The 26,885-nt window shown below is 70.2% G+C and carries 28 protein-coding genes; 17 read left to right on the forward strand and 11 right to left on the reverse strand.

All coding sequences use genetic code 11. The features are described 5' to 3' along the window. From murC to F784_RS22185, 7 genes are all read left to right on the forward strand, one after another. Nucleotides 1–1,416: a UDP-N-acetylmuramate--L-alanine ligase gene (murC, locus tag F784_RS0102525; protein WP_019585120.1), complete on the forward strand. Its 1,416-nt coding sequence runs from the start codon at nucleotides 1–3 to the stop codon at nucleotides 1,414–1,416. A gap of 17 nt (nucleotides 1,417–1,433) precedes the next feature. After that, nucleotides 1,434–2,294: a UDP-N-acetylmuramate dehydrogenase gene (locus tag F784_RS0102530; RefSeq protein WP_026332214.1), complete on the forward strand. Its 861-nt coding sequence runs from the start codon at nucleotides 1,434–1,436 to the stop codon at nucleotides 2,292–2,294. 37 nt (nucleotides 2,295–2,331) lie between these two features. Then, on the forward strand, nucleotides 2,332–3,066 hold the full coding sequence (locus F784_RS0102535; RefSeq protein WP_026332215.1) for a cell division protein FtsQ/DivIB: 735 nt from the start codon (nucleotides 2,332–2,334) through the stop codon (nucleotides 3,064–3,066). Next, nucleotides 3,063–4,406 carry a cell division protein FtsA gene (ftsA, locus tag F784_RS0102540; RefSeq protein WP_019585123.1) on the forward strand — a complete coding sequence of 448 codons (1,344 nt, stop codon included), beginning with the start codon at nucleotides 3,063–3,065 and terminating at the stop codon, nucleotides 4,404–4,406. The genes F784_RS0102535 and ftsA overlap by 4 nt, the downstream gene beginning before the upstream one ends. Before the next feature lie 148 nt (nucleotides 4,407–4,554). Continuing rightward, a complete protein-coding gene (ftsZ, locus tag F784_RS0102545; RefSeq protein WP_026332216.1) occupies nucleotides 4,555–5,646 on the forward strand; it encodes a cell division protein FtsZ in 1,092 nt (363 codons plus the stop codon). 289 nt (nucleotides 5,647–5,935) lie between these two features. Next, the gene (locus F784_RS0102550; RefSeq protein ID WP_040382242.1) at nucleotides 5,936–6,415 is read left to right on the forward strand and encodes a fasciclin domain-containing protein; all 480 of its coding nucleotides are present in this window, start codon (nucleotides 5,936–5,938) and stop codon (nucleotides 6,413–6,415) included. A gap of 86 nt (nucleotides 6,416–6,501) precedes the next feature. Then, a complete protein-coding gene (locus F784_RS22185) occupies nucleotides 6,502–7,734 on the forward strand; it encodes a VanW family protein (protein ID WP_245557745.1) in 1,233 nt (410 codons plus the stop codon). A 16-nt stretch (nucleotides 7,735–7,750) separates the two neighbouring features. Here the strand turns inward: F784_RS22185 and pfkA are convergent, their stop codons facing one another. The 4 genes from pfkA to F784_RS0102575 form a co-directional block, all read right to left on the reverse strand. Continuing rightward, a complete protein-coding gene (gene pfkA / locus F784_RS0102560) occupies nucleotides 7,751–8,761 on the reverse strand; it encodes a 6-phosphofructokinase (protein WP_019585126.1) in 1,011 nt (336 codons plus the stop codon). 24 nt (nucleotides 8,762–8,785) lie between these two features. Continuing rightward, complete coding sequence (gene rsmI / locus F784_RS0102565) at nucleotides 8,786–9,628, reverse strand: 16S rRNA (cytidine(1402)-2'-O)-methyltransferase (protein ID WP_019585127.1); 843 nt, start codon at nucleotides 9,626–9,628, stop codon at nucleotides 8,786–8,788. Between the two features lie 34 nt (nucleotides 9,629–9,662). Continuing rightward, nucleotides 9,663–9,890, reverse strand: coding sequence for a hypothetical protein (locus F784_RS0102570; protein ID WP_019585128.1), 228 nt, complete (start codon nucleotides 9,888–9,890; stop codon nucleotides 9,663–9,665). 87 nt (nucleotides 9,891–9,977) lie between these two features. Beyond that, nucleotides 9,978–10,406, reverse strand: coding sequence for a hypothetical protein (locus tag F784_RS0102575; RefSeq protein ID WP_019585129.1), 429 nt, complete (start codon nucleotides 10,404–10,406; stop codon nucleotides 9,978–9,980). A gap of 104 nt (nucleotides 10,407–10,510) precedes the next feature. Here F784_RS0102575 and F784_RS0102580 point away from each other — a divergent pair, with 104 nt between their 5' ends. Continuing rightward, a complete protein-coding gene (locus F784_RS0102580) occupies nucleotides 10,511–10,951 on the forward strand; it encodes a 23S rRNA (pseudouridine(1915)-N(3))-methyltransferase RlmH (RefSeq protein ID WP_019585130.1) in 441 nt (146 codons plus the stop codon). A gap of 73 nt (nucleotides 10,952–11,024) precedes the next feature. Here the strand turns inward: F784_RS0102580 and F784_RS0102585 are convergent, their stop codons facing one another. Together F784_RS0102585 and F784_RS0102590 are read right to left on the reverse strand one after the other, a co-directional pair. Further along, a complete protein-coding gene (locus F784_RS0102585) occupies nucleotides 11,025–11,438 on the reverse strand; it encodes a hypothetical protein (RefSeq protein ID WP_040382244.1) in 414 nt (137 codons plus the stop codon). A gap of 121 nt (nucleotides 11,439–11,559) precedes the next feature. Continuing rightward, nucleotides 11,560–14,475: an insulinase family protein gene (locus F784_RS0102590; protein ID WP_019585132.1), complete on the reverse strand. Its 2,916-nt coding sequence runs from the start codon at nucleotides 14,473–14,475 to the stop codon at nucleotides 11,560–11,562. Nucleotides 14,476–14,662: 187 nt separating this feature from the next. Between F784_RS0102590 and F784_RS0102595 the strand changes: the two genes are divergently transcribed. The 5 genes from F784_RS0102595 (at nucleotide 14,663) to F784_RS0102615 (ending at nucleotide 17,819) form a co-directional block, all read left to right on the forward strand. Continuing rightward, complete coding sequence (locus tag F784_RS0102595; protein WP_083939121.1) at nucleotides 14,663–15,562, forward strand: Ig domain-containing protein; 900 nt, start codon at nucleotides 14,663–14,665, stop codon at nucleotides 15,560–15,562. Continuing rightward, nucleotides 15,559–16,428, forward strand: coding sequence for a hypothetical protein (locus F784_RS0102600; protein WP_019585134.1), 870 nt, complete (start codon nucleotides 15,559–15,561; stop codon nucleotides 16,426–16,428). The genes F784_RS0102595 and F784_RS0102600 overlap by 4 nt, the downstream gene beginning before the upstream one ends. Beyond that, nucleotides 16,425–16,943, forward strand: a complete 519-nt coding sequence (locus F784_RS0102605; RefSeq protein WP_019585135.1) for a hypothetical protein — start codon at nucleotides 16,425–16,427, stop codon at nucleotides 16,941–16,943. Before F784_RS0102600 ends, F784_RS0102605 begins: the two co-directional genes overlap by 4 nt. 100 nt (nucleotides 16,944–17,043) lie before the next feature. Beyond that, nucleotides 17,044–17,265, forward strand: coding sequence for an RNA-binding S4 domain-containing protein (locus F784_RS0102610; protein WP_019585136.1), 222 nt, complete (start codon nucleotides 17,044–17,046; stop codon nucleotides 17,263–17,265). Next, a complete protein-coding gene (locus F784_RS0102615; protein ID WP_019585137.1) occupies nucleotides 17,262–17,819 on the forward strand; it encodes a DUF1684 domain-containing protein in 558 nt (185 codons plus the stop codon). Before F784_RS0102610 ends, F784_RS0102615 begins: the two co-directional genes overlap by 4 nt. 29 nt (nucleotides 17,820–17,848) lie before the next feature. Here F784_RS0102615 and lepB read toward each other — a convergent pair whose 3' ends face one another. Beyond that, nucleotides 17,849–18,457 (reverse strand): signal peptidase I, encoded by a 609-nt coding sequence (lepB, locus tag F784_RS0102620; protein ID WP_019585138.1) that lies wholly within the window; start codon nucleotides 18,455–18,457, stop codon nucleotides 17,849–17,851. 89 nt (nucleotides 18,458–18,546) lie between these two features. Between lepB and F784_RS0102625 the strand changes: the two genes are divergently transcribed. Continuing rightward, nucleotides 18,547–18,879, forward strand: coding sequence for an FKBP-type peptidyl-prolyl cis-trans isomerase (locus F784_RS0102625; RefSeq protein WP_019585139.1), 333 nt, complete (start codon nucleotides 18,547–18,549; stop codon nucleotides 18,877–18,879). Between the two features lie 56 nt (nucleotides 18,880–18,935). On the opposite strand, the gene F784_RS0102630 is transcribed toward F784_RS0102625, so the two are convergent. Next, nucleotides 18,936–19,133, reverse strand: a complete 198-nt coding sequence (locus F784_RS0102630) for a hypothetical protein (RefSeq protein ID WP_019585140.1) — start codon at nucleotides 19,131–19,133, stop codon at nucleotides 18,936–18,938. A gap of 77 nt (nucleotides 19,134–19,210) precedes the next feature. Here F784_RS0102630 and F784_RS0102635 point away from each other — a divergent pair, with 77 nt between their 5' ends. Beyond that, nucleotides 19,211–20,170 carry a nucleoside hydrolase gene (locus F784_RS0102635; RefSeq protein ID WP_019585141.1) on the forward strand — a complete coding sequence of 320 codons (960 nt, stop codon included), beginning with the start codon at nucleotides 19,211–19,213 and terminating at the stop codon, nucleotides 20,168–20,170. 402 nt (nucleotides 20,171–20,572) lie between these two features. Here F784_RS0102635 and F784_RS27470 read toward each other — a convergent pair whose 3' ends face one another. The 3 genes from F784_RS27470 to F784_RS0102645 are packed head-to-tail and all read right to left on the reverse strand — an operon-like array spanning nucleotide 20,573 to nucleotide 21,451. Continuing rightward, a complete protein-coding gene (locus F784_RS27470; protein ID WP_157464943.1) occupies nucleotides 20,573–20,860 on the reverse strand; it encodes a P-loop nucleotide/nucleoside kinase family protein in 288 nt (95 codons plus the stop codon). Further along, nucleotides 20,857–21,039 carry a P-loop nucleotide/nucleoside kinase family protein gene (locus F784_RS27475; protein ID WP_083939123.1) on the reverse strand — a complete coding sequence of 61 codons (183 nt, stop codon included), beginning with the start codon at nucleotides 21,037–21,039 and terminating at the stop codon, nucleotides 20,857–20,859. The genes F784_RS27470 and F784_RS27475 overlap by 4 nt, the downstream gene beginning before the upstream one ends. Further along, nucleotides 21,032–21,451 carry a M67 family metallopeptidase gene (locus F784_RS0102645; RefSeq protein ID WP_019585143.1) on the reverse strand — a complete coding sequence of 140 codons (420 nt, stop codon included), beginning with the start codon at nucleotides 21,449–21,451 and terminating at the stop codon, nucleotides 21,032–21,034. The genes F784_RS27475 and F784_RS0102645 overlap by 8 nt, the downstream gene beginning before the upstream one ends. Before the next feature lie 88 nt (nucleotides 21,452–21,539). On the opposite strand from F784_RS0102645, the gene F784_RS0102650 reads away from it, so the two are divergent. After that, nucleotides 21,540–24,605 carry an FtsK/SpoIIIE family DNA translocase gene (locus F784_RS0102650; protein WP_026332218.1) on the forward strand — a complete coding sequence of 1,022 codons (3,066 nt, stop codon included), beginning with the start codon at nucleotides 21,540–21,542 and terminating at the stop codon, nucleotides 24,603–24,605. Between the two features lie 211 nt (nucleotides 24,606–24,816). Beyond that, complete coding sequence (locus F784_RS0102655; RefSeq protein ID WP_020700645.1) at nucleotides 24,817–26,850, forward strand: fasciclin domain-containing protein; 2,034 nt, start codon at nucleotides 24,817–24,819, stop codon at nucleotides 26,848–26,850. The last annotated feature ends 35 nt before the right edge of the window (nucleotides 26,851–26,885 follow it).

Raw genomic sequence — 26,885 nt, forward strand, 5'->3', positions numbered from 1 at the left:
ATGACTGACACCTCCCCTCCCCCCTCCACCGCGCCCGCCGCCCAGCCCTCGCCCCCGTCCCACCCGCCCCACTATCACCTGATGGGCATCGGCGGCATCGGCGTGAGCGCCTTTGCACGGCTGCTCGCGGCGCGCGGCGTGCGGGTCAGCGGGTGCGACGCCCAGCTCTCCGAACTCACCGAGCAACTGGGGCGGGAGGGGATCACGGTCTGCGCGGGGCACGACGCCTCACATGTGGCGGATGTGGATGTCCTCATCGCGTCGGAGGCGGTGCCCAAAAGTCACCCCGAACTCGCCGCTGCCCGCGCGGCCGGGGTGGAGGTCCGCCCGCGCATGGCCCTGCTGGACGAGCTGCTGCGCGCTGGCCCCTCGGTCGGCGTGATCGGCACTCACGGCAAGACGACCACGACCTCCATGATCGCCGTCGCCATGCAGGGGGCGGGGCTGGACCCGGCGGCCTTCGTGGGCGGCATCGTGCCCGAGTTCGGCTCCAACGCGCGGGTGGGACAGGGTCCCTTCGTCGCCGAGGTGGACGAGTCCGACCGGGGCTTCGGGGACCTCGTGTGCGAGACCGCCGTCTTCACCAACGCCGAGGACGACCATGTGGGCGGCAACCAGGCGACCTACTGGGAGACAGTGGAAGAGCAGCACGCCGCCTTCGCCCGCTTCGCGGGGCAGGCGGGGAGGGTGCTGTACTGTGCGGACTGGGCTGGATTAGAGAAGCTGTGCGCCGGGGCGAGCGAGCGGCTGAGCTATGGCCTGTCGGAGGGAACGGACTACCGCGCCTTGAACCTCCAGCCCGACGCGGAGGGCACGACCTTCACGGTGGAACGCCGGGGGGAGCCTCTGGGCGAGGCGCGGGTCGGCCTGCCGGGCACCCACAACGTGCTGAACGCGCTGGCGGCCCTGGCCGCCACCGACCTGTACGGCGGGGATTTCCGCGCCGCCGCGGATGCCCTGTCCGCTTTCCGGGGTCCTGGGCGCCGCTGGCAACGGATTGGGGAGCTGAACGGGGCGCTCGTGATCGATGATTACGCCCACAACGCCACCAAGGTCGCCGCCGCCGTGCAGGCCGCGCGGCAGACCGGGCGCCGCGTCCGGGTGATCTTCCAGCCCCACCGTTACCTCCGCACCCAGCAGTCCTGGCCCCGCCTCGCCGACGCGCTCATGGACGCGGACGAGGTGCTGGTCCTCGACATCGCCGCCGCCTCCGAGCCGCCCATCCCCGGCATTCATGCCACGCTCGTCAGTGGGCGGATGGTGAAGAAGGGACATTCGGGGGTGCGCTACGCCCCTGACCGCGCGGAAGTCGTGCGTTACCTGCGTGAGACGGCCACGCCGGGCGACCTGATCGTCACGATGGGTGCGGGCGACGTGTGGAAACTCTCGCGGGAACTGGCGGGGGTGAAGGCGTGACCGTGCTGCCTGTCAGTGTGAGCCGCAGCGGGGCGAGAGTGGAGCGATTGCCCCTTGCCCGGTTTACCACGTTGGGAGTGGGCGGCGAGGCCGAGATGTGGTTCGTCTCCAGTCTGGAACAACTTGCCGAAGCGATGGAGGCCCCATACCGCGTCCTGGGGGGCGGCAGCAACCTCGTCGTCGCAGACGGGGGCGTGCCCGAGCGGGTCATTCGCCTGACTGGCCCCCTCGCGGAGAGCGACCTCACGCCTGACCCCGACCTCACCGACGGCGAGACGGTGGTCACCGGCTGGGTGGGCGGCGGCGTGCCCCTCCCCGGGCTGATCCGCAAGTTGCAGAAGCTCGGCCTCTCCAACCTGGAAGGTACTGTCGGAATCCCCGCGCAGGTCGGCGGCGCCGTGTGGATGAACGCGGGCACCCGCTACAGCGAGATGTTCGACGGGCTGCACACGCTGGAAATTGTGACGCCGGGGGGAACGCGGCAGGTTACCCCGGGCGACCTGGACTGGGGGTACCGCCGGAGCGGCATCCCCCGCAACCACGTCGTCTCCCGCGTGCGCCTGGGGCTGCGCCGCTCCACCCCGGAGGAGGTACTGGCGCGGATGGACTTCGCCGACCAGGCCCGCAAGGGCCAGCCCAAGATGAAGACGCCGGGCTGCGCCTTCAAGAATCCGGGAGGCGTGTCGGCGGGCAAACTCATTGACGAGGCGGGCCTGAAGGGCACCCGGGTGGGGAACGCGATGATCGCCCCGGAGCACGCCAACTTCATCGTGAACCTGGGAGGGGCGAGCAGCGCCGATGTCCACGCCCTGCTGGGGCTTATCCGTGAGCGGGTGGGTGTGCCGCTGGAACTGGAATACGAGCTGTGGCCGGAATAGGGCGGGGAAGAACGCCGAATGATGACAGGATGTGCCCATGACCGACCCTGAGCCGCGCCCCAGGAATCACCGGATCACGGCGGCTCCCCCCGCCCTGGAGCCTGTGCCCACCACTCCCGATGCCCCCGTCCCCGAAGTCCCGCCCACCCGGCTGAGGAGGCGATGGGGCCGCCTCTGGTGGACCCTGGGGGCCGTGGCCCTAGCCGGGGCGCTTGCCGCAAGCTGGTTTGCCCTCCCCATCCGCGCGGTGACGGTGACGGGCAACACTCGGCTCTCGGAGGCCCAGGTGCGGAAACTCGCGGGGCTGACATCGGGTTTCGCATGGCCGTACTACGGGACGTGGCGGGCTCAGGGTCTGCGGCGCAGCCCGTGGATCAGCTCAGCCGTCGTGACCCGCCGCTTTCCAGACACGGTCGAGGTGCGGGTGACCGAGCGAGTCCCCTTCGCCCGGCTCCAGCAGCCCGGGGGGCGGGTGGTCGTGCTTGCCGAGGACGGGATGGTGCTGCCGGGAGCGCGTGAGGTGGACGCCCTGCCGCTGCTCACCGGGTGGGGTCCGGGCCGGGTGGGGGACGCCCTGTTCGTCGCCCGCGCGCTACGGGGGTACAATGTTCAGTCGGTCGAGTACACACCCTCCGGCATCACGGCCAGGACCGCGAGCGGATCGGTGTGGAGCGGCGACCTGAGGACCCTGCTGAAGTATGCTGGAGCCCTAGTGCAATTCCCGAACAAACAAATCCACATCTACCCCTGGGGGGTGAGCGTCCAGGAATGAAGGACAACCCAATTATCGTGGGGCTGGATATCGGCACCACCAAAATCACCACCGTCATCGGCGAGGTCGCGCCGAATGGCACTGTCGACATCATCGGCGAGGGCACCGTGCCCAGCGAGGGCATGAAGCGCGGCGCCGTCGTCAATCTGGAGCGGGCCACCCACGCCATCCGTCAGTCGGTGCAGAACGCCGAGCGGGTCAGCGGCGTGCGGGTGGGCAGCGTCTTCGTCTCGGTGGCGGGCAACCATGCCAAGGCGATCACCAGCCACGGGCTGGCCGCCATCCGCCGCAATCAGGAAATTACCCAGCCCGACGTGGACCGCGCCATCGAGAACGCCCGCGCGGTGCCGCTCGACCCGCACCTGGAGATCATCCACACGCTGCCGCAGGAGTACGTCGTGGACGGCCAGGAGGGCATCAAGAACCCGGTCGGGATGCACGGTGTCCGGCTGGAGGTCGACGTGCATATCGTGGCCGGGACTGCCGGGCCGCTGCTGAACCTGCGCCGTTGCGTGCAGGAGGCGGGGCTGAAGGTCGAGGGCTTCGTCCTGCAGGCGCTCGCCTCGGGCCTCGCCACGCTGGAGGCCGCCGAGCAGAGCCAGACGGTCATCGTGATCGACATGGGCGGCGGCACGACCGACGTGGGCGTGTTCAAGCGCGGCAACCTCGCGCACTCGGCGTGCATTCCGCTGGGCGGGGAGCACGTGACCGCCGACCTCGCGCAGATCCTCAAGATCCCGCACGAGGAGGCCGAGAACGTCAAGCGCAAGTACGGGGCCGCCATCCCCGAACTCGCCGACCCGGACCTCACGCTGGAAATCACCTCGTCGAACGGCTCAACCCACGCGATCAGCGCCTTCGAACTGTCGCGCATCATCAAGCCGCGCCTGTCGGAAATCTTCGGCATGGTCCGCGACGAGATCGACCAGGCGCTCGGCCCGGTGGAACTCGTCGCGCAGGGTGTGGTGCTGACGGGTGGGGCCAGCCTGCTGCGCGGCACGACGGACCTCGCCCGCGATCGCTTCCGGCTGCCCGTCCGGCTGGGACGCCCGCGCGGCATCGGGGGCCTGACCGACATCGTGAGTGGCCCGGCGCACTCCAGCGGCGTCGGCCTGGTGCTGTACGGCATCGGCCAGGACGGCAAGGTGCCCGTCTCGGTCTTCCGCGAGGAGCCCGAGCCGACGCCTGCCCCCGTTCCCACGAGCAAGGGCAGTTCCCAGCCCGAGGTCACGGTGGTCGCGCCCAACCCGGTGCCCGCCGCCCCGCCCAAGAAGGAGAAGGACAAGAGCAGCGGCACCTTCATGGACCGGGTGCGGGGCATTTTCAAGGATTGGCTGTAAAAGAGCTGGCGGTGAGGCCGGGGCCTCCCGCTCGGCATGCAGGAACCGCCGACCCGTCACCGTGAGAGGACGCGGCGGGTATCCTGGGTTAAACTACACCGCATGATTCGTGGGCACCGTCAAGGGTGCGCCGCGTGAAGGAGACATGATGCAAGCGGCCAGAATTCGCGTGATTGGCTTGGGCGGGGCGGGAAACAATGCGGTGAACCGCATGATCGAATCGGGACTGGAGGGTGTCGAGTTCGTCGCGGGCAACACCGACGCGCAGGTGCTCGCCAAGAGCCACGCCGAGGTTCGCATTCAGCTCGGCGACCGCCTGACCCGCGGCCTGGGCGCCGGGGCCGACCCCGAGGTGGGCGAGAAGGCTGCCCTGGAGGACCGCGAGCGGATCAAGGAGTACCTCGACGGCACCGACATGCTCTTTATCACGGCCGGGATGGGCGGCGGCACCGGCACGGGCAGTGCCCCGGTTGTGGCTGAGATCGCCCGCGAGATGGGGATTCTCACGGTCGCCATCGTGACCCGGCCCTTCAAGTTCGAGGGGCCCAAGCGGCAGCGCGTGGCGGAGGACGGCATCAACAAGCTCACCGAGCGCGTGGACGGCATGATCGTGGTGAACAACGAGAAGCTGCTCACCGCCGTGGACAAGAAGGTTAGCTTCCGCGAGGCGTTCCTGATCGCCGACCGGGTGCTGTATTACGGGGTCAAGGGCATCAGCGACGTGATCAATGTCGAGGGCATGATCAACCTCGACTTCGCGGACGTGCGGAACATGCTCTCCAACTCGGGCACGGTCCTGATGGGCATCGGCGCGGGCCGGGGCGAGAAGGTCGCCGACGAGGCTGCCATGAGCGCCATCCACTCACCGCTGCTGGAGCGCGGCATCGAGGGGGCGCGCCGCATTCTGATCAACGTGACGGGCGGCTACGACCTCTCCATGACGGACGCGAACGAGATCGTCGAGAAGATCCGCGACGCGACCGGCTTCGAGGACCCCGACATCCTCTTCGGCATCACGCCGGACGAGGCGGCGGGCGACGAGGTGCGCGTCACGGTGATCGCCACCGGCTTCGGAGAGGGCACCTTCCCCAGCGGCCTGAGCCTGGGCATGGGCAAGTCGGGCAGCCGCGGCACCAGCATCGATACCATCGTGCGCCCCGTGCGGGGTCAGGGCGGCAGCTCCTACGATCCCAAGGACTACGACATCCCCGCGTTCCTGCGGAATGTCGGGCGGGACTGAGCTTCACGTCACGCGCTCTTTCAACCACCCTCCATGTAAGGGTGGTTTTTAGCTTGCTAGAAGGAAACAGGACCGTATGCTTTTGTAGCACTGAACACTTTAACTCGGCCTCATTGTACGGCGGCGTACGCAATGTCTTTCCCCTGACTTTTACGATCCTCTTGTCGAGCTGGGAACAGCCCGTAATCTTCCCGGATTGACTCAAGACGAGCGGGGCTTAAAGCATGTCCACTGGGGCACGCTTCAAGTCAAGGCCATCTTTTGATGTTCCTGATCAGGAGGATTGAAGATGCGTAAGGTAGTAGTGTCGGCGGCCCTGTTGGTTTCCTCGGTGGCTCTGGCGGGAGGCGGCAGTTCCGTCCCGACGGGTAACACCATCGCGGCCATCGTGGCGAACGACCCGAACTTCAGCACCCTGCTGTCAGCGGTGCAGGCGGCCGGGCTGGTAGAAACGCTGAGCAGCCCCGGGCCGTACACGGTCTTCGCACCCACCAACGCGGCCTTCGCCAAGGTGCCGCAGGATCAGCTCACCGCCCTGCTGAACAACCGCGAGCAGCTCCGCGCCCTGCTGCTGTACCACGTGGTGCCCGGCCGGGTCACGTCGGCCCAGGTCAGCGGCCTGAGCAGCGCGACGACCGCGAGCGGCGGGACCCTGAACATCACCACCAGTGGCAATACGGTCAGGATCAACGACGCGACCGTCATCCGCGCCGACATCCCCGCGAGCAACGGCATCATCCACGTCATCGACACCGTGTTGCAGCCCTGAGCGGGCCGGGCCAGGGGGAGGAGACACGCGGGTAGCTGTGTCCTCCCCCTGGCCCACACCCACACGCCACAGGAGGCTCCCCACCCATGGCCTCGCCCCTCTTCCGCCTGTTCCCGCTCCTGCCCGCGCTGCTGCTGGGCTGGCAGGTCAATGCGGCGGCGCCCGGAACCGTCCCCCGTTCCACGCCGGTCCCCCGGGTCACGCCCGCGCCGGAACAGGCGCCCCTCCGCCTCCAGCTTCGCCTGAGCGCCCCGGAGCCCGTGCTGGTGGGCGGACGGGTGGAACGGCCCCTCACCGAACGCCGCTTCACGGTGCAGATTCCGGCTCAGGAGGTGGCGCGGCTGAGAACGTCAGGAGACCTCTCCCCCCTGCGGGTTGCCCTGGCACGGGTCTACGCGCAGGTGGAGGCCCGGGGGGCGAGGGACGTGCGGTTCTTCCGCGAGGGGGGCCGTTGGATCGCCCGCGCCCAGACAGGCTGGAAGGTCGACCGCGAGCGGACGGAGGCGCGGCTGCGGGAGGCGCTGGGGCGGGGGGAATCCGGCAGCGCCCTCGTCCTGCGTCTCCAGGCCCCGGCCCGCAGCGTCCGCTGGGCGCAGGAGCAGGGCCTGACGCACCTCGCCTCGGGGTCCTCCACCTTCACGGGGAGCCCCGGCTTCCGGGTGCAGAACATCCGGGTGGGCGCGGGCAAACTGCACGGGACCTGGGTCGCGCCCGGGGCGGAGTTCAACTTCAACGCGCGGGTGGGGCGCATCAACGCGGCGGGCGGCTTCGTGCGGGGGTACGTGATCACCGGCCGGACCCTCAGCCTGGAGGACGGCGGCGGGCTCTGTCAGGTCAGCACCACCATATTTCGCGCGGCGCACGCGGCGGGGCTGCCGATCACCGAACGGCACGCGCACTCCTATCAGGTGGCGTACTACGGCGCCCCCGGTCTGGACGCGGCCGTATACGCGCCGAACAAGAACCTGCGCTGGCGCAACGACACGGCGGGGCCGCTGCTCGTGCAGGCGAGCTGGGACCTGAAGCGTCAGGAACTCCGCGTCGACCTGTTCGGGCGTCCCGATAGCCGGAAGGTGTGGGTGGCGGCCCCGCGCCAGGCGGACGTGCGCCCTCCCCCACCCCCGGCGTTCGTGGCCGACGCGGGCCAGCGTCCCGGGGAGGCGCGGCGGCTCGACATGCCCGCCCCCGGCTCGCGGGTCACCGTCACGCGGCAGGTGCGGTATGCGGACGGGCGGGTGGTCCGCGACGAGACGCGCAGCGTGTACCGGCCCTGGGGCGGGCTTTTCGCGGTCAGTCCCCAGGATGGGCGGGTGCGGTGAGCCCTCCCCTTCGCTGCTACACGCTCAGCGTCTTCGCGCAGCGGTACAGGTCGCGGCTCACGTCCTTGCGCTTCTCCCAGGTTTCTTCCAGGGGGGTGTAGCCGATCTCGCCGTTCATCCGGCCCACCATCACGCCCTGGACGCCGTCCATCAGGGCGTAGACGGCGGCCTCACCCAGGCGGCTGGCGAGGACCCGGTCACTACTGACGGGCGTGCCGCCGCGCTGGATGTGGCCCAGGATGCTGACCCGCGTCTCCAGCCCCGTCCCGGCCTCGATGGCGTCGGCCACGCCCTGGGCGCCCCCCGGAAAGCCCTCGGCGACGATGATGATGGAACTCGCCTTGCCCTTCGCCAGGCTCTCCTGCACGGTGGCGACCACGCCGTCCACCGGCTTGGGGTCCTCGGGGATGAAGACCTCCTCGGCACCGCCCGCGACCGCGACCTCCAAGGCGATATGCCCGGCGTGGCGGCCCATCACCTCGATCACGAAGATGCGCTCGTGCGAGGCGCCCGTGTCACGCAGCTTGTCCACGGCGTCCAGCGCGGTCTCGACGGCCGTGAAGTAGCCGATGGTGTGGTCGGTGCCGTACAGGTCGTTGTCGATGGTGCCGGGAACACCGATCACCGGGATGCCGTGCTCCTGCTGGAGGTAGTACCCGCCGTGGAAGGAACCGTCGCCGCCGATCACGATCAGTCCGTCCACGCCCCACTCGCGCAGGTACTCGGCCCCCTTCGCGCGGCCCTCGGGCGTGCGCCAGGTGTGTGAGCGGGCGGTCAGGAGGATGGTGCCGCCGCGCTGAATTGTGTTCGCCACGTCGCGGGCACCGATGATCGCCATGTTGCCGCGGTGCAGACCGGAAAAGCCCCGGCGCACCGCCACGACCTCGATGCCCTGATGGGTGGCGGTGCGGACGACCGCACGGATTGCCGCGTTCATGCCGGGCGCGTCGCCCCCGCTGGTGAGGACGGCCAGGCGCTTGATCCCGGCGGGGTTGGGGTGGACAGTTACGGGGTCGATATCGGTCACGGGCAACTCCTCGGGCAGGTGGGGTCAGGTCTCCTGCGTGACCGCGAGGGCCAGCGCATAAGCGTCATTCTTACGCAAACCCTGGCCCATCAGCAATTCCCGGATCTCGCGGGCGCCCCTGCCCTCCCCCGCCCAGGTCCGGGCGAGGGCGGCGTGGTCGGGGGCCTCCTCGCCGGGCACGGCCTCCCCCGCCGGTCGGCCCGCCACGACGACCACGATCTCGCCGCGCGTTCCCTCCGCGAAGCGGGTGCTCAACTCCGCCAGAGTTCCGCGCGCCGTCTCCTCGAAGCGCTTGGAGAGTTCGCGGGTGACGCTGGCTGCGCGCCTCTCGCCGCACGCCTGGGCCAGGTCGGCCAGGGTGGCGGCGAGGCGGTGGGGGCTCTCGTACAGCACAGTCGTCTCGGGGCGGGCGGCGACGGCCTCCAGGCGCTCCCGGCGCTCCCGGCCCGAGCGGGGCAGGAACCCCTCGAAGGTGAAGCGCGCGTTCGGCAAGCCCGACAGCACGAGCGCCGGGACGAAGGCAGTCGGCCCCGGCAGCACCTCGACCGGGATGTCCGCCTCGACTGCCGCCCGCACGAGTTCCGCCCCGGGGTCGCTGATGCCCGGCGTGCCCGCGTCGCTGACGTAGGCGAGGCGGGGGTAGGTCTCCAGCACCTGCGCGGCGCGGTGCATGGTATGGGCGTCCAGCCGCACCAGGGGCTTGCCGATCCCCAGGTGTGCGAGTAAGGCGCCTGTGCGCCGCGTGTCCTCGCAGGCCACGGCGTCCACCGCGCGCAGCACCTCCACGGCCCGCAGGGTGATGTCACCGAGGTTGCCCACGGGGGTCGGCACGAGCCAGACGCGGGGGGAGGGAGGCTCGGGGGTCATGGGTGGCCTCCGGTACCCAGCGAACGGCGCCTCCTCATTCCCCGGCGTCGCCCACTCCCCCCGCGGGCACGGCCTGCGCCACCAGTCCCGGAACCGGTTTGAGGCGCACGCGCACCTTGCGGGGACGCTTGAGGACGCTGGTGATGCGTGCGCGCAGCAGTTCCGCCTCGCCGACCGTGACGGTCACGACCGTGCCTTCCGGGAGCCGCGCGCCGATCAAGACGACCACGCCGCTTTCCACGATGCCCTTGTACGCCCTCATATACCGATCACTCTATTCCTTGCGCTCCCGAAAAGGGGCCAGCGGGACCTGACCACGCCCTGAAGCTGGGCTCACACCTTCCAAAACTCATACTTCCTTGCCCTGGGCGCGGTGTTGCCGCCGCTCGGCGCCCGAAAGGGCCTCCCGCAGGGCAATGATCTCGCTCTCGCGGGCGCCGCCCAGCCGCGCGTAGCGGTCGATGACCTCCGCCGCCTCGCGCCGACGGTCCAGCCGCAGCAGGATCGTGCCCAAGTGTTCGCCCCCCACGAAGTACGCCCGGGGATTTTCCGGGTCGGCGGCAACCTGGGACCGGGCCGTCTCCAGGCGCTCCAGCGTATCCCGGTGGCGGCCCACCTGCCAGCGCACCAGGTAGGCGGCCAGTGCGAACGTAAGGATCGCCCCCAGCGCCGAGGCCGTGTAGACCTCCGGCACGCCGAGCTGGGCGCCCAGCCGCACGGTGAGCGGAAAGCAGAAGGCCAGCACCACCAGCACCGCCAGCGTCGCCGCGTAGTTCACGGAAACCTCCGCAGGGGGGCGAGCATGGCAGGCAGTCTAGCGGGTGGGGGCAGGCAGTGGGGAAACAGTGGAGCGCCGGGGACCTCTCCCCTATCCTCTGCCCCATGCGGCTGCACCTGATCACCGTCGGCGAACCCCGGCTAGCCTACGCCCGCGCGGGCTGGGACGAGTACGAGAAGCGGCTGCGGCGGTATCACAAGGTGCAGGTGACGCGGGTGGCCGGAAAAACCCAGGTCCAGGAGTCCGAGGCCATCCACCGGGCGGCGGGCCGCGCCCCCCTGATCCTGCTCGACCCGCGCGGCACCCAGTTCACGAGCGAGGGCCTGGGCGCCTTCCTCGACGCTCAGGCGGTTGGCGGCACGGGAGAACTCGCCTTCGCCATCGGGGGCCCGGAAGGACATACGGACACCTTGCGGGCCGGGGCCTCCCGGCTGTGGAGCCTGGGCCAACTCACCCTGCCGCACGACCTCGCCATGATCGTGCTGCTCGAAGCCCTGTACCGGGCAGCGACGATCAGCGCGGGGGAGCCGTATCACCGGGGGTGAACAGCGGGAAGGGGTCAGGGGTGAGGGGAAGGACGACCCCCACGACCCACCGACCCCTCCCGGCTGACTTCTTTTAGAACCGGAAGAGCAAGCCCGCCCGGTACACGTTCCGCGACCCGAAGTTGCCCTCCGCGAAGCCCGAGAAGGGACCGGGCAGGCCGAAGCGGGCGCCCAGCGTCGTGTGGAAGCCGAAGTTGCCGCCACCCCCCAGGGGCAGGCCCACCCCGACCCCGGCGTAGGGACGGGCCAGGAGCAGGTTCACGCTCAGCAGGGCGTCCGCGCCGACTTCGGTGGCGCCCTGGCGCAGGTCGAGTGTGCCGCGCCCCTCGGTCTGGATCGGGCCGAAACCCGCGACCCGGGTGTAGGCCCCCACATGGAGCCCCAGTCCGCCACCCGAAGCCACCCCGAACTGCACCCCGAAGGTCTCCGCGCTCGCCCCACCTGCCGTCAGCGCCGCCAGCGCCATTACCGTCTTGAATGTCCCCATGCCCCGAGTGTCTGGGAGCGTCATGCGAGGAAGATGTGAACGGCGCTCATGAGGGGACGCGGCGGGGAAAAGAGGAAGGTGGGAGACATCGCCTTCGTCTCCCACCTCCTCCACTTCAACCTCAGACCGTCTCCACCTCGAAATGCAGGCCCAGCGCCTCCGTCTCGGCGTTCGGGTCGCGGCCCGCCACGAGGGCGTATCCGGCACGGTAGGGAGTGAGCCAGGTGTCGGTGACGCGCTTGAGGTCGTGCAGGGTCACCCCCAGCAGCCGGGCCTTGTAAGCCTCCTGCACCTCAGGGGTGAAACCCGCCTGGTCGCCGTAGAAGCGCAACCGGCCCGCCGTGTCCGGGCTGGTGAGGGGGTCGAGCGTCTTGCTCGCTGAGAGGATCGCCTCGGTGACCTCGCGCACTCCGAGTTCGGTGTCGAGGAACTGACGGGCGCCCCGGAACACCTCGTACGTGCGGGTGATGTGCGGGTCGCGGTAGGAGGAGAAGGAGAACACCCCGCCCCGAGCGTCGAAGGCCGCGCCGCCGCCGTACGCGCCGCCCTTCTCGCGGATTTCCTTGAGCAAGTACTCCGAGCGCAGCAGGCGTGAGAGGACGAGCAGGGCCGGGCTGTCGGGATGCGTGTAGGGCACGGTGCGGAAGGCGGCGGCGTTGAAGGCGACCGGCGAATCGGTGACGCGGGCCTGGGGGCCGCCCGAGAGGGTGTGGGGCTCGGGGGTCCCGACGGGAGCTTCCCCCGTGAATTCCCCGGTGATGGGCGAGAGGTCGAGGTCCAGGTCCGCCCCAGTCGCGGTCAGGCACAGCCGGGGCTGACCCTCCAGGATCAGATCGCGGACCCGGTTCAGGCGCTCCAGCAGGGCGTCCAGCCCTTCGCCCTCAACAATGGCCTTCAGGTTTTCCAAAGCGGTCAGGCCGCTGAAGTGTTCCTCGATGAAGCCTGCGGGGCTGACCTGCGCGGCGGCGAGCCGTTCGGCGTAGGCGTTGCCAGCGTTCACCACGCTCGCCTTGAGGCCCGCCAGACGCTGCTTGAGCAGTTGCTCCAACCGCTCGCGGGTGAACTCGGGAGCGGCGATCAGGTCGCGCAACACCCCGACCAACTTCTCCCCGTTGCGGGCGAGCGCCTTGCCGCTGAAGGTGGCGGTCAGGCGCAGGGCGTCCAGGTCGTCGGGCCTGCCGCCCACCCCGACACTGGCACTCACGCCGCCCGTGACGGCCTCGATACGGCGGGCGAGGGCGAGGTAGTCCTGCCCGGCGGCGCCGCTGCGGGTGACCACGTAGGCGTACAGCGGCAGGGTGTCCAGCAGGTCGCCTTGGACCTCCGGGAGCCGCACCTGCACGTCGAGGTAGGTCAGGCCCCCGGTGGGTTGGGGCACCCGGCCGATCAGCGCGCGGCCCGCCTCCTCGGTGGAGTACGGCACGCGCAGCACGGTTGGGGGCACGTCCTCGAGCGTGAGGGTCGGCAGCACGTTCACGTCGCTCTCCTGCTCCTGAAGCGACTGGAGTTGCAGGCTCTCGCGCACGATGCGGGCGCGGTCCTCGTCAGTGAAACCCCCACTCAGCCGCTCCACGAGTTCGCGCTCCGCCTGCTCGGTCCGCGCGGCGAGGTCGGGGTCGGGCGCGAGGACGAGGGTGACCCGGTGGGGGTTGTCGAGGAGGCCCCGCTGGATCATCGGCTCGAACACGTGACCGTGGGCGAGGTCGGTCCGCAGGCTCTCCAGCTCGGCCTCCAGCCGCAGGCCCGTGACCGGGTCGCCGCCGTAGAGCCACGGTCCCAGCAGGCGGAACATCACTTGCAGGCCGTAGGGATACCCACTGTTGGACACCTCGCGCTGGCTGATCTCGAACTGGTGCAGGCTGCTCTCGATGAGTTCAGGGTCGATGCCGTCCCGCACGATGGCGGCCAGCGTGTCGAGGACCAGGGCCTGCACCTCGGCGGCCTTGCCCGCACTCAGGCCCTTGAGGCCCGCCGCAAAGGCCCCCTCCCGGAAGTTGTCGCGGTAGCCGGACAGGTCGGCCAGCGCACTCCCGATCCCCGACTCGATCAGCGGCCGGGTAAGCGGCGCGGCGGGGTTGCCCAGCAGCACATCGCTCAACACACTCCAGCGCAGGTTGGCGTCGGGGTCGGTGGTGTGACCCAGCTTCCAGGCCACGCTGACCTGACCGCCACGCTCCACATCCGTGCCGGGGTACGTCACGTCGATCCGGCGCGGCTCCGTGAAGTCGGGCTGGTCAGGGATGCTCACGTCGAGCGTCTGGGGGGAGAACTTGCTCATCACCTGCGTCTCAATCTCGTCCAGCACGCGGGGCAGGTCGAGCTTGCCGTAGGTGTAGAAAAAAGCGTTGCTGGGGTGGTAGTGCGCGGCGTGGAAGGCCCGCAGCCCCTCGTACGTCAGGTTGGGGATGTCCTCGGGCGAGCCGCCGGAGTTGTTCGCGTAGGTCAGGTCGGGGTACAGCGCCTTGCCGAATGCGCGCCACATCACCGCGCCGGGTGAGGCCATCGCGCCCTTCATCTCGTTGTAGACGACGCCCTGGAGCTTCAGGGGCGTGCTGAGGTCGTCGGGCGTCTCGAACTCGAAGCGGTGGCCGTCTTGCAGGAAGCTCTCGTAGCGCAGCAACGGGAAGAAGGTGGCGTCGAGGTACACGCCGAGCAGGTTGTAGAAGTCCTTCTCGTTGCGCGTGGAAAAGGGGTAGGTCGTCCAGTCGCTCGCGGTCATCGCGTTCATGAAGGTATTCAGCGAGCGCGGGATCATGGCGAAGAAGGGGTCGGGCACCGGGTACTTCTGGCTGCCCATCAGGACGACGTGTTCGAGGATGTGCGCCACGCCGGTCGAATCCCGGGGCACGGTGGGAAAGGTCACCCCAAAGGCGAGGTTGTCGTCCTCGCGTGAGACGTGCGCGTGCCGGGCGCCGAGATCGTGGCGCAGGAGGATCAGCGTGCCCTGCATCTCGGGCAGGTCTTCCACGCGCTCGACGGTGTAACGCCCCAGCCGGTCGTGGACGGCGGGCAGGGCCGTCCGGGTCTGTGTGGTCATGGCGGAAAGTCTAGCGCCGGGGGACGGGGAGTTTTGAGCGAAGGGCTATGAACGGGCGGGTTGGAGCGGGTCCTCGTCCCATGAGAAGGGCCTGATCCCCTTCACACCCCCTTTTTCCCTCCCCTTTGCCTGCCTGGCGCTCATGCCTCTTGGCTTACCGCTCATTCGGGGCGGCTACACTGGCGCCATGCGACAAGCCAACCCCGCCTGGGCACTGCTGGCGTGTGGGGTGCTGCTCGTCTCCTGCGGCAGCAGCACGAACAGCACCACCGGCACGACCAGCACGAGCACGAGTGACCCGCTGTACTTCACGACGACCAGCCTGCCCGTGGGCTACGTCGCGGAGAGCTACGACACCCCCATCGCGGTGGCGGGCGGCTCGGGACCCTACGGGGTGCGGGTGGCCTCGGGCACCCTGCCCCCCGGCGTGACGCTGCGGAATCAGCGCCTCGCGGGCACGCCCACCAAACTCGGCACCTACACCTTCACGCTGGAGGCGTCGGACGCCAACCTCAGCTCCAAGGTGCAGTCCTACACCCTGAACGTCAACGAACTGCCGCCGCTGGCCCTCAAGCCCCAGCTTCCCGCCGCCGAGATTCGCGGCGAGACGCGCATTCCCCTGAATATCACGGCTCCCCGGTCGGCCCGCGCCGCGCGGATGGTCTGGGACCTGCCCGAGGGCGTGCGCGTCACGCGCGTGCAACCGGCCGAATCGGGCGGCGTGCTGTTCTGGAAGCAGGCGGGCCGCACCGTGACGGTGGACGTGGGCTTCAAGACCATTCCCCGTAACGGCGCGCGGGTGGCGCTGCTGAGCGTCAAGCCCTCCAAGGTCACCACGCTTGACACCAACCGCTTCGCCTTCCAGGCCCGCGACGGCGAAGGCAAGCTGCTCGCCGAGGTGAAGATGCCCGACGCACCCAAGCCCGCCACGGCGCCGACCACCCCGAGCACGGCTCCCGCCACCACCCCAGCAACGCCGACCACCACGCCGACGACCCCGGGCAGCGACACCACGACCCCGGGCACGCCTGACATCCCCGTCACGCCGCCCAGCCCCCAGCCGCCCAGCGAGGGGGGTGATTCGTGAGGCGCGCCCTGACCCTGCTCGCCGCCCTCGCGCTGGGGGCCGCGCCGCTCTCGGCCGGGGCGACGACCGTGCCCACCCTGACCCTCACGCAGCAGGCGCGCAAGGCGGACGTGATCGTGCGCGCCACCCTGGGCACCCCCACGACCGTGAAGGAGGGCGACCTGACCTGGCTGGCCTACCCCCTCACGGTCTCCGAGACGGTCGCCGGGGACCCGGCCAGCCTGCCGCAGGTTGGGGGCAAGCCCGCGCTGTACCTGCTTTCCGGCCTGGAGGGGCTGCCGGAGTTGCAGGGCGGGCAGGACTCTTTCCTGCTGCTCTACAGCCGCCGCCTGGACAGCCCCGTCGTGGGCTTCTGGCAGGGCGTCTACCCCATCGAGAACGGGAAGGTCACCAAGCCGACGAGCAGCCTCGCCCCCGCCACCCCTCAGGTTGCCAACGCACAGCGCACCCAGACGGCGGCCGGGACGACAGGAACGGCGGCGACGGGCACGACGACCACCGGAACAGCGGCCCCCAGTACAGCCACATCCGCTTCTGGTACGTCGACCCCCGGGACTTCCAGCCCGACCACTTCCGGGACCTCCGGCACCAGCACGGCGGGCAGCACCACGACAACCACACCCACGCCCACTCCTCCCGCCGCGGGCACGTCTACCCCGGGCTCCGGGTCCACTACGCCCTCAACAGCGACCACCCCCCCAGCTGCCGCCACTTCCGCTTCCGGAACCACCACGCCCGGGGTCACTCCTCCCGCCACCACCCCTCCAGGCACGGCCAGCACGCCCGCACCAACTGACCCGGACCCCATCGAGACGGACCCCGCCAAGTTCCGGGATGCCCTGCGGGCGGCGCGGGGGGCACGATGAAGCGCACCCTCCTCCTGGCCCTCGCCCTGCTGGCAGGCGCTGCTGAGGCGGCCAGCGTCAAGCTCAGGCCCCAGGGTCCCGAGATGACCAGGGCCGTGCAGGACGCCCTCGCCGCGATCAGCACCAAGGAGACGCCGATCACGCTCGACTCCGGCGGCGGGCCGATCCTGACGCTGGGTGGTGGCGCGGCCTTCAGCCCCGACGTGGCGGCCCGCACCCTGACCCTGGGCGGCGAGCGGCGCATCGAGTTCAACCCCCAGGGACCGCTCCCGCTTGCCGAGGCCGTGCGGACTGAACTCGCCCGCGAACTCGGCCTGAAGGCCTGGACCGCCGAGGCCGCCCGCGCCCGCCTGAGCGGGGCCGACCTGAACGGCGACGGCGTGATCGACCTGACCGACCTCGCCCTGTTGATGAACAACTACGGCAAGACGGGCGCGACGGTCGGCGACCTCAACCAGGACCGCAAGGTGGACGACGCCGACCTGAAGCTGTTCGGGGCGCAGTACAAGCCGTAAGCAGAACTTCCCAGGCCAGGAGGGCCGGGGTGCCGGGAGGAAGGCTTCCTCTCGCTGGCCCGGCCCTCCGGCGTTCATCCCTGGGTGTTACCCTGCCCCCATGACTCAAGGCGCACGGCCCCCCCGCGAGGAGCGCGACACCATCGACCTTCAGGACTTTCTCAAACTGCGCGGGATGGTGGAGACGGGCGGCGAGGCGAAGTTCCGGGTGCAGGGGGGCGAGGTGCGGGTGAACGGGGAGATCGAGACCCGGCGGCGTAAGAAGCTGCGGCGGGGCGACGTGGTGGAGTACGCGGGCGAGCGCGTGCGGGTGGACTGGTGAGCGGGGCGGGTTCGGGTTACGCCGAGGCCATCGCCGACTTCCGGCGCCGCAAGGACGAGTATTTCGCCTCTGGACGCGGGCCGATCACGGGTGAGGATTTGCAGGGGTTCCGGGGCCTGAGCTACTACCCGCCGGACCCGGCCTGGGCCTTCACCCCCCCCGTCGAGCGGGCGGACGGCGAGAAGGTTACCCTGGGGACGAACACGGGTGAGCCGCGCGTCATGGCCCGCTTCGGCACCGTCACGGTGGACTTCCCGGGCGGAGCGCAGACCCTCATCCTCTACGCCCCTCCCGGCGACGAGGCGCCCGAGCGGGTTTTCGTGCCCTTCCGCGACGCGACGAGTGGGACGGAGACGTATGGCGTGGGGCGTTACCTCGACGCGCCGCTGCGGCAGATCGAGGACGGACTGGAGGTTGCGCTCGACTTCAACCTCGCCTACCACCCGTACTGCGCCTACAGCGAGGGGTGGACCTGCCCCCTTCCGCCGCGCAAGAACTGGTTCAGGGAGGCAGTGAGGGTGGGCGAACGGTTGCCGGAAGGTGGGAAGCCCTAAGAAAGCCGGGGGCTTGAGCCGAAACTGGCTCAGCGGCCCACGTTCCCCGGATTCGGCCACAGCCGCAGGTCGGCGGGGCCAGCGGCGTCCCTCAGGTCCACCGGGCCGTAGGCACGCGAGTCGAGGCTTTCCCCGACGAGGCGGTTGTCGCCCAACACCCACACCTTGCCGGGGGGAACGCGCAGGGGGGGCTGGTCGGTCAGCACGCCGTCATTGACGTAACTCTCCGCGACGGGTTGCCCGTTCACGACTACGCGGCCGTCCTCGATGGCAACCGTGTCGCCGGGGAGGGCCAGCACCCGTTTGACGTTGTAGGGACGGTGGCGCACACCCCACAGCGTCTCGTAGCTGTAGGGGCTGTCGGCCGGAGCCTTGAAGATGATCAGGTCGCCGCGCTGGGGATAGGCCGTGGGCAGGCCCCAGGCGCGCAGCCAGCGCGGGTACTTGAGGAGCAGCAGCAGATCGCCGTGGTGCAGCGTGGGGTTCATGCTATTGCCGTCCACCCGGGCGAGCGTTGCCACGAAGGTCGTGAATACCCAGACGGGCAGGAGAGCGCCCAGTACCCAGACGCGCCAGAAGGTCCGCAGGCCGCTGGCGCCCTGCGGCTGGCGGGTGGAGGCCGGAGTCACGCGGGGCATGCTAGCAGCCGGGCTCGCGGGGCAAGGGTGCCTTTACCCGCGCTTCAGACTCCAGCGGGTGGGCGAAAGGCGGGGGTACGCTGGGCCGCATGACCGTCCAGGAACTCATCGTCGACAGGTACCACGAGGGGAACGGCGTCCCCGCTCAGCCCGGCAAGATGGTCCGCGTGCATTACACCGGCACGCTGGAAAACGGGCAGAAGTTCGACTCCAGCCGTGACCGGGGCGAACCCATCGAGTTCCCGCTAGGGGTAGGCTACGTCATCCCCGGGTGGGACCAGGGCATCGCGCAGCTCCGCGTGGGCGACAAGGCCCGGCTGACCATTCCAGGCCAGCTCGCCTACGGGGCGGCGGGCGTCCCGGGCGTGATTCCACCGAACGCCACCCTGATCTTCGACGTGGAACTCGTGGACGTGCGCTGAGGCTGTCTCCAGGGCCGCGCCCCCCACCGTATGGAGGGGGCGCGGCCCCTGACGCTTCAATCCTGCCGGTCGGTGGTCGTCATGTTGCCCTGCTCGTCCACCCGGCTGTCGCCCTCCAGCGTCAGGTCGGGGTTGCCGGGACTGTCCTGCACGACACCCGACTGCGGCGTGGGGTACTTCGTGGCGCTCTCCGAATCGGTGCTGCGCTGCGGGAGCGGGAGGTCGGTCTGTTCGTCGTCTCGGCGTCCGGTCATGCGGGCAGCGTAGGGGGGTGCGGGCGGGGACGCATGTGCGGGACGTGAAGCGGGATTCACGGCGTCCCTAGCCTAGAATGCGGGCCGTGACCGCCTCTCCCCTCCCCGTGATTCTCGACGGCGACCCCGGCCTCGACGACGCCATCGCCTGGCTGCTCGCGCTCGCCAGCCCGGGGGAGGTACGGGTGCTGGGCCTCACCGCCGTGCATGGCAACGTGGGGCTGGACCTGACCACCCGCAACGCCCTGGTCACGCTGGCGCTCGCGGGCGAGGCGGGGGCTGGCGTGCCCGTGTACGCCGGGGCCGACCGCCCCCTCGTCCGCCCGGAGATGACGGCGGCGGCAGTCCATGGGGACAGCGGCCTCCCCGCTTCCGGCCTGCCCGAACCCAGTCGCACGGCGGAGGCGGAACACGCGGTGGACTTCATCATCCGCACAGTGCGCGGGCAGCCGGCCGAGGTGACGCTGGTGGCGACCGGCCCGCTGACGAACGTGGCTCTGGCCTTTCGCCTGGCCCCCGACCTGCCGGGGCTGCTGCGCGAGGTCGTGTGGATGGGCGGCAGCACCGGACAGGGCAACCGCACTCCGGCGGCGGAGTTCAACGCCCTAGCCGATCCGCACGCGGCGCGCATCGTGCTGGAGTCGGGCGCGCGGGTGCGAATGTACGGGCTGAACGTGACCATGCAGGCGGTCGCCACGCCCGAACGGGTGGAGCGGCTGCGCGGGCTGGGAAACCACGCCGGGAGGGTGAGCGCCGAGCTGCTGACCTTTTACGCGGGCATCTACCGCGAGCGCTACGGGATGACGGGCGGAGCGCTCCACGATCCCCTCGCCGTCGCCGCCGTAATCCGGCCTGGGCTGTGCGAGATGCGGCCCATGAACGTGCAGGCCGAGACACAGGAGGGCCTGAACGTCGGGCGGACGGTGTGCGATCTGTACGGAGTGACGGGTCAACCGGCCAATGCGGAGGTCGCCGTCACCGTGGACGACGAGGCCTTCTTTGGGTTGTTGCTCGAACGGCTGGCGCGGCTGCCTTAAGAACGGGCCCGCACTGCACATCGAGTTGGGTGTGGTCAGGATGTGAGGGCAGGCCAGCGCCTATCACCCCCCACCCAATCTCCTCCGCAGAGGAGGGAGGAGTAAGAGCGCCAAAGCTTCGACTCTTTAAAACCGTCTCTTGTGGACGGCCTATTCCTCCCTCGGCCTGCTCTCGCACCGCCTTCACCACGCCTTGCTCGCGCAGCGAGACGGTGGGCGAGCGATTGGGAATACAGCAAGATCAAACCTTGCGCGTTGAGAAAAGCGGCCACGGGCGCGATAGGCGAGCCCTTTGCCTAGCGCAGCGGAAAGCTCCCCCTACCCCATTGGGGGTAGGGGGGTGGGGGCAAACCGCATCAAGATGCCCAGCCCCCCTGCACCCCCTCCCCCCATCCCGAAGCCTCAACCCTTCAGTGCAACCACGACCGCCCCCTCGTCCGGCTCCAACGGCTCGAAGCGGGCACGGAACAGGCGAAAGGTCTTGTCTTCCGGTTCCTTATTCCGCTGCCGAACACGCCACAGCGCCTCTTCGTCGGGCAGACCCAGCGCGTACAGGGTGAGGGGCACTTTCAGCGCCGCCTTTGCCCGCAGAGCATTCCGACTTGACCGCGTCCAGAACCCGTAGTCGAGAATCACAGGCACGCCGAGTTCCAGGGCGCGCGTCCACTGCGCCTCCATCACCGCCGTCACGCGGCCGAAGTACACCGGGAAGAGGTCGGCGGGCGATCCGCGCCGTAAAGAGCCACCCTCCACTCGTCGCTGGAGAAGCGCATTCCCGGAAGCGTCCCCTCCAGCCGCCACGCCAAGGTGGTCTTGCCACTACCGATAAAGCCGTGCAGGGCGTCAATGCCGGGTCCCGCTTCACTCACGGGGCTCCCCGAACCTCAGCCCAACCGGCGAGCCCTCCGGCAGCCGGTAGGCCCGCAGCCTGCGCGTCCTCAGGTCGGCGATCACGTACGGCACCGGGTACGCGGCGAGGCGGGTGTCGGTGACGCTGGGTCCCTCCGGACCGTGCGGGTGGCTGTGGTACAGGCCGACGAGGGTGAGCCCCACCGCCTCCATCGCCCGCAGAGCACGCAGCAGGTGCCCCGGGTCCGCCAGGTACGTGCGCTCGGGGTCGGGCGACACGTTGGCGAGGGGATAGAGGGCGACCGCCTCGGCGCCGCCGTCCGTCATGTGGCCGCCCAGGGCGCCGACGCATTCCCGGGGGGCCTCGCGCTCGGCGTGGGTCCAAAGGGCGTCCACCAGGACGGGCGGGAGGATCAGGGTCACGGGGGGCATTATCGGGGCAGGCGGGGCTCTCACAAAAACCTGCGCTGGGCGCGGCCTCCGTCAACAGCCACGGCCGGGCTGGGGTACACTGCGGCCTATGGCGAAGGCTCGTGCGAAGGCGGCTCCACCCGTGAACCGCTTCGATGGGGAGGCGCTGGGTCTGGTGCTGTTCGCGCTGGGAATCTTCCTGGCGGTCACCCTGGCCCTGCCCCAGATGGCGGAAGGCGGATTCATGACGCAGGCCCATATGGCGCTGCTGGGCTGGCTGGGCTGGGGCGCCTACCTGCTGCCCCTGATCCCGGTCGCGTACGGCGTGCTGGTCTTCCTGGGCCGCGACCTGGGCGGGCTCACCCGGCGCACCCTGGGCGGGGTGATCGTGGTGGCGTCGCTGCTTGCGCTGCACGAGGTCTTCGTGCCGGGGGCGGCAGGCGAGGGAGCCGAGCGTGTGATGGGGCCCCTGGTCCTCCCCCTGAAGTCGGTGGCGGCGCTCCTCCCGCTCGTCACGCTGACCGTGGGGCTGGAGATCATGCTGCGCCTCCCGGTCCTGACGCTGCTCAAGAGCTTTTTCCGCGGGCTGAGCGTGCTGCTGGGCGGGGCCACCACCCGGGTGCAGGGCGCCATCGAGGCCCGGCAGGACGGGCGCGAGTCGGCCCGGGTCCGGGTTGGGGTGCGGCAGGCGCTCGCCAACCACACCCGCGACCTGGAGACGCTTCGCAAGCTCTACCCGGAGGCCCGCCAGCTCAGGGCCCAGCACGAGGAGGTCCGCGCCGCTGCCCGCGAGGTCCGCACCCTCGACGAGGCGAACCTGAAGAACGTGGAGCGCGACCTGGCCGGGTGGCACGAGGTGACGACCACTTTCGTGGGCCACGCGGCGCGCGACCTGCGCGAGGGGGTGGCGACCGAGGCCCCAGAGGCGGGTGCCGACGCCGAGGCGCTGGCGAACGCGGTGCGCCAGGGGCGCCACGAACTCAGCGTGGAGCTGCCCAGCACCCTGGCGAGCGGGGCCGTGGAGCGGCTCCGCCGGGGGCTGGTGACCGACCTGCAACGCCTCGCCGGGCGGGCGGGGCGGCTGGAGCGCGAGCGCCAGGCCGCCGAGAAGGCCCTCGCCAAGCCGGACGCCGCCGTGCTGGCCCGCGAACTTCCGGCGCAGCGCGAGCGCGAGAAGGCCTGGCGCGAACTCGCCGAGGACTTCACGGCCTGGCGGGCACGCGAGCGCCACTACCCCGGCTGGCCCGACCTCGCCGCCGCCTTCGACCGCGCCCCCACCGAGCTGGCCGCCGCCCTCGCCGAGGCGCTGGCCGCCGACCCCGACGCCACCCTCGCCGCTCAGGACGAGTGGCGAGGCCGCCTCGACCGCGCGCAGCAGGAGGCGTTGGAGCGGGCGCAGGCGATGGCCGTCAAGGCCCAGACCGCCAGCACCGTCTACGGGGGGCTGACGGACGAGGACCCCGTGCCCGCCCTGGACTTTGACTTCACCGCACTGTCCAAGGAGGAGGGGGCCGAGCCCGCCACCCCGGTGGACCTCCCCCCCGCCGATTCCGTCGTCGTGCTCGCCGCCGTGCCGCCCCAGCCGGAACCTCTCCCCAGCGAGCGGGGCGTGCAGGCGAGCGCCCCGGCCCGCCCGGCGGCCCAGGCGACAATGGAGGATGAGCCCGCTGCCCCCTGGGAGAGCGCCCAGCCGGAGCGGCGCCGCCCCACCCAGGGAGCTATAGACCTCGCCCTGCCGGGGTACGAGCTGCTCGACCCAGTTCCGGCGGCGGCGATGAACACGGCGGCCCTCGACGTGGCGGCGCGGCAGCGGGCGGCGGTGATCGACCAGACGCTGCGGCACTTCAACCTGCAGGCGAAGGTGGTCGATTTCGCGCGTGGCCCCACTGTCACCCGCTACGAGATCGAGCCCGCGCCCGGCGAGAAGATCAGCCGCATCGCCTCGCTGTCGAACGACCTCGCCCGCGCGCTCGCAGTGGGCGGCGTGCGCGTGGAGGCCCCGGTGCCCGGCAAGAGCGTGATCGGCCTGGAGGTGCCCAACGTCGAGCGCGAGCCGGTCACGTTCCACCAGGCGGCCCTGGCGCCCACCTTCCGTGCCACGCGTGCCAAGCTGCCCATCATCCTGGGCAAGAGCATCGACGGCGAACTCATGGTCGGCGACCTCGCCAAGATGCCGCACCTGCTGATCGCGGGCTCGACGGGCTCGGGCAAGTCGGTGTGCGTGAACACGCTGATCACGTCGCTCCTGTACCGCTACCTGCCCACCGAACTGCGCTTCCTGATGGTGGACCCCAAGATGGTGGAGCTGACGCCGTACGACGGGATTCCCCACCTCGTGCGCCCGGTCGTGACCAACCCGATGGACGCGGCGGGCGTGCTGCTGGGCGCGGTCGCCCACATGGAGCGGCGCTACAAGATGATGAGCCAGGTTGGGGCCAAGAACCTGGAGCAGTTCAACGCCAAGATGCGGATGGTGAACGAGGCCGAGCTGCCCCACCTCGTCATCATCATCGACGAGCTGGCGGACCTGATGATCACCTCGCCCAAGGAGGTCGAGTCGGCGATCATGCGCCTGGCGCAGATGGCCCGCGCGACGGGGATGCATCTCGTCCTCGCCACCCAGCGCCCCTCGGTGGACATCCTCACCTCCCTGATCAAGGTGAACGTCCCCGCCCGCATCGCCTTCGCGGTCTCCTCCAGCCACGACTCGCGCACGATCCTCGACTCGGTGGGCGCCGAGCGGCTGACCGGCATGGGCGACATGCTGTTCTACCAGCCCGGCCTGATCAAGCCCGTGCGCCTCCAGGGCCCCTACATCTCGGAGGTCGAGTCGGCCCGCGTCACCGACGAATTGCGGCGCCAGGTGTTCGACGACGCCTTCGTCGAGGCGTATGGGGCAGACTTCGACGGCATCGTCGAGGCGAGCGGCCCGACGACCGACAAGAGCAACATGGATTTCTCCGATCCCCTGCTGCGCCAGGCCGCGCTCATCGCCATCGAGGAGGGACAGGGCAGCGTGTCGCGCCTGCAACGCCGCCTCTCGGTGGGACACGCCCGCGCGGGCAAGCTGATGGACATGCTCGAAGCTATGGGCATTGTCTCCAAGCACCAGGGGAGCAAGCCGCGCGAGGTTCTGATCACCGAGGCCGATCTGCCGGAGTATTTCGGAAAGTAGGCCCGGCGGGCCACGGGGGCGGTCCGGCGATGAGCCCGGCCGCCCTTTTCGTCCCCCAACGTCGCCTCCGCAACATGAGTGTCCGGTGAGGAGTGGACCAAACTGACCGGATTATTCGTTTACATGTCCTGTCTGAATCGCTACCAAAGTTGCTTTTTAGGAGGGTGTGGTGAAGATTGGAAGGCGGACAGTTCAATCCAGAGGTGATTTCATGAAGAAGCAGACCAGCCTCGTCACGCTCAGCCTGATGCTCGCTACCCCCGCGCTCGCGGGGGGGGCGGGGGCACCCGTTACCGGGGGAGCCTCCGGCGCCTGCCGCAGCATCGCCCAGATCGTCTCCACGGACCCGCAGTTCAGCACCCTGCTCACCGCCGTCCAGGCCGCGGGCCTGACCCAGACGCTGTCGAGCGGACAGTACACGGTCTTCGCGCCGACGAATGCCGCCTTCGCCAAGCTGCCCAGCGACCAGCTCGCGGCGGTCCTGAACGACCCCGAGATGCTGCGCGGCGTGCTGCTCTACCACGTGGTGTCCGGCAAGGTGACCTCCAAGCAGGTGGCGAGCCTCCGGAGCGTCAAGACCGCGCAGGGCGCGAACCTGACCGTCAGCACTATGGGCAGCCGGGTCATGATCAACAACGCCAATGTGGTGCGCGCCGACGTGGCCGCCTGCAACGGCGTGATCCACGTGATCGACACGGTCCTGGTGCCCCCGATGGCCGCCGCACCTGCGCCCGCCGCGACGACCCCGGCAGAGACGGCTCCGGCCGCCACGACCACGGAGACGGCGACCACCACCGACACGAGCACGACCACCACGGAGACGACCACGACCGACACGTCCGCCACCACGGCGACGGACACCACCGCGACGGACACTTCAGCGACCACGACCACGGAGACGGCGGCGACCGCCACCACGACCGCCCCGGCGGCCATCGCCATCACCAGCATTCCCGCCCTTCCGCTCACCGGCGCGACGGTCAGTGCCACGGGGGCGACCACGACCACCACGACGACCGACACGGCTGCCGCGGGCACCACCACGGATACGGCGGCGACCGACACGAGCGCGGCGGCCACCACGACCGACACCACGGCCACCACCACCGACACCACGACGACCACGGAGACGAGCACGACGACGGATACGTCCGCGGCCACGGGCACCACCGACACCTCGGCGGCCACCACGGACACGAGCGCGACCGACGCCGCTGCCCCCGCGACGAACACGCTGTACGACGTGATCGCGGCCGACGACCGCTTCAGCACCCTGCGTGACCTGCTCAGCGACGCGGGTCTCACCGGGACGCTAACAAGCGGCGAGTACACCGTTTTCGCGCCCACCAACGAAGCCTTTGATGCCATCCCCGCGGACCAGCTCGCCGCGCTGTCGGCGGACGCCGACCTGCTCAAGCGCGTGCTGTCCTATCACGTGGTCCAGGGCCGGATCAGCGCCGAGCAACTTGCGGGCGGCGCGGTCCTCAACACGGCCGAAGGCAGCCCACTGACGCCCAGCGGCAGTGGTGCCAGCCAGATGGTCGGCACGGCCACCATCAGTGAGACCGTCAGCACCGCCAGCAACGGCACCATCTATGTGATCAACCAGGTGCTCCTGCCCCCCGGCGTGACGCTGCCCACGGGTACGGGCACGACCACCGACACCACGGCGGCCACGACGACCACGGAAACGACCACGACGACGGATACGTCCGCGGCCACGGGCACCACCACCGACACCTCGGCGGCCACCGGCACGACCACCACCGACACGTCCGCCGCGAGCGGTACGGCCGCGGCCACGACCACCACGGCGGCGACCACGGCCCCCGCATCGGGCACCACCCTCGTCGCGCTGCTCTCCGCTGACCCGCGCTTCAGCACGCTCGTCGGGCTGATCCAGCAGGCCGGGCTGGCCGAAACGCTGGCGGGCGGCGAGTACACCGTCTTCGCACCGACGAACGACGCCTTCGCCAAGATTCCGGCAGCTGACCTCACCGCGATCACCGCCGACCCGGCCCGCCTGCGCGCGCTGCTGCTGTACCACGTGGTGCAGGGCCGTCAGACCGCCGAGCAGCTTGCGGCGGCGACCCAGCTCACCTCCGCACAGGGCGGCACCATTGCGCTGAACCTGAACGGCACCACCCAGGTGGTCGGCGGGGCCAACGTGAGCGAGCGGCTTGACACCGCCAGCAACGGCACGGTCTACGTGATCGACACCGTCCTGACGCCGCCCAACCCCTGAGCCTTTCCGGCCACAGCTACCGCCCGCCCCTTGCG

The organism is Deinococcus apachensis DSM 19763 (assembly GCF_000381345.1).
Taxonomy (GTDB): Bacteria; Deinococcota; Deinococci; order Deinococcales; family Deinococcaceae; genus Deinococcus; species Deinococcus apachensis.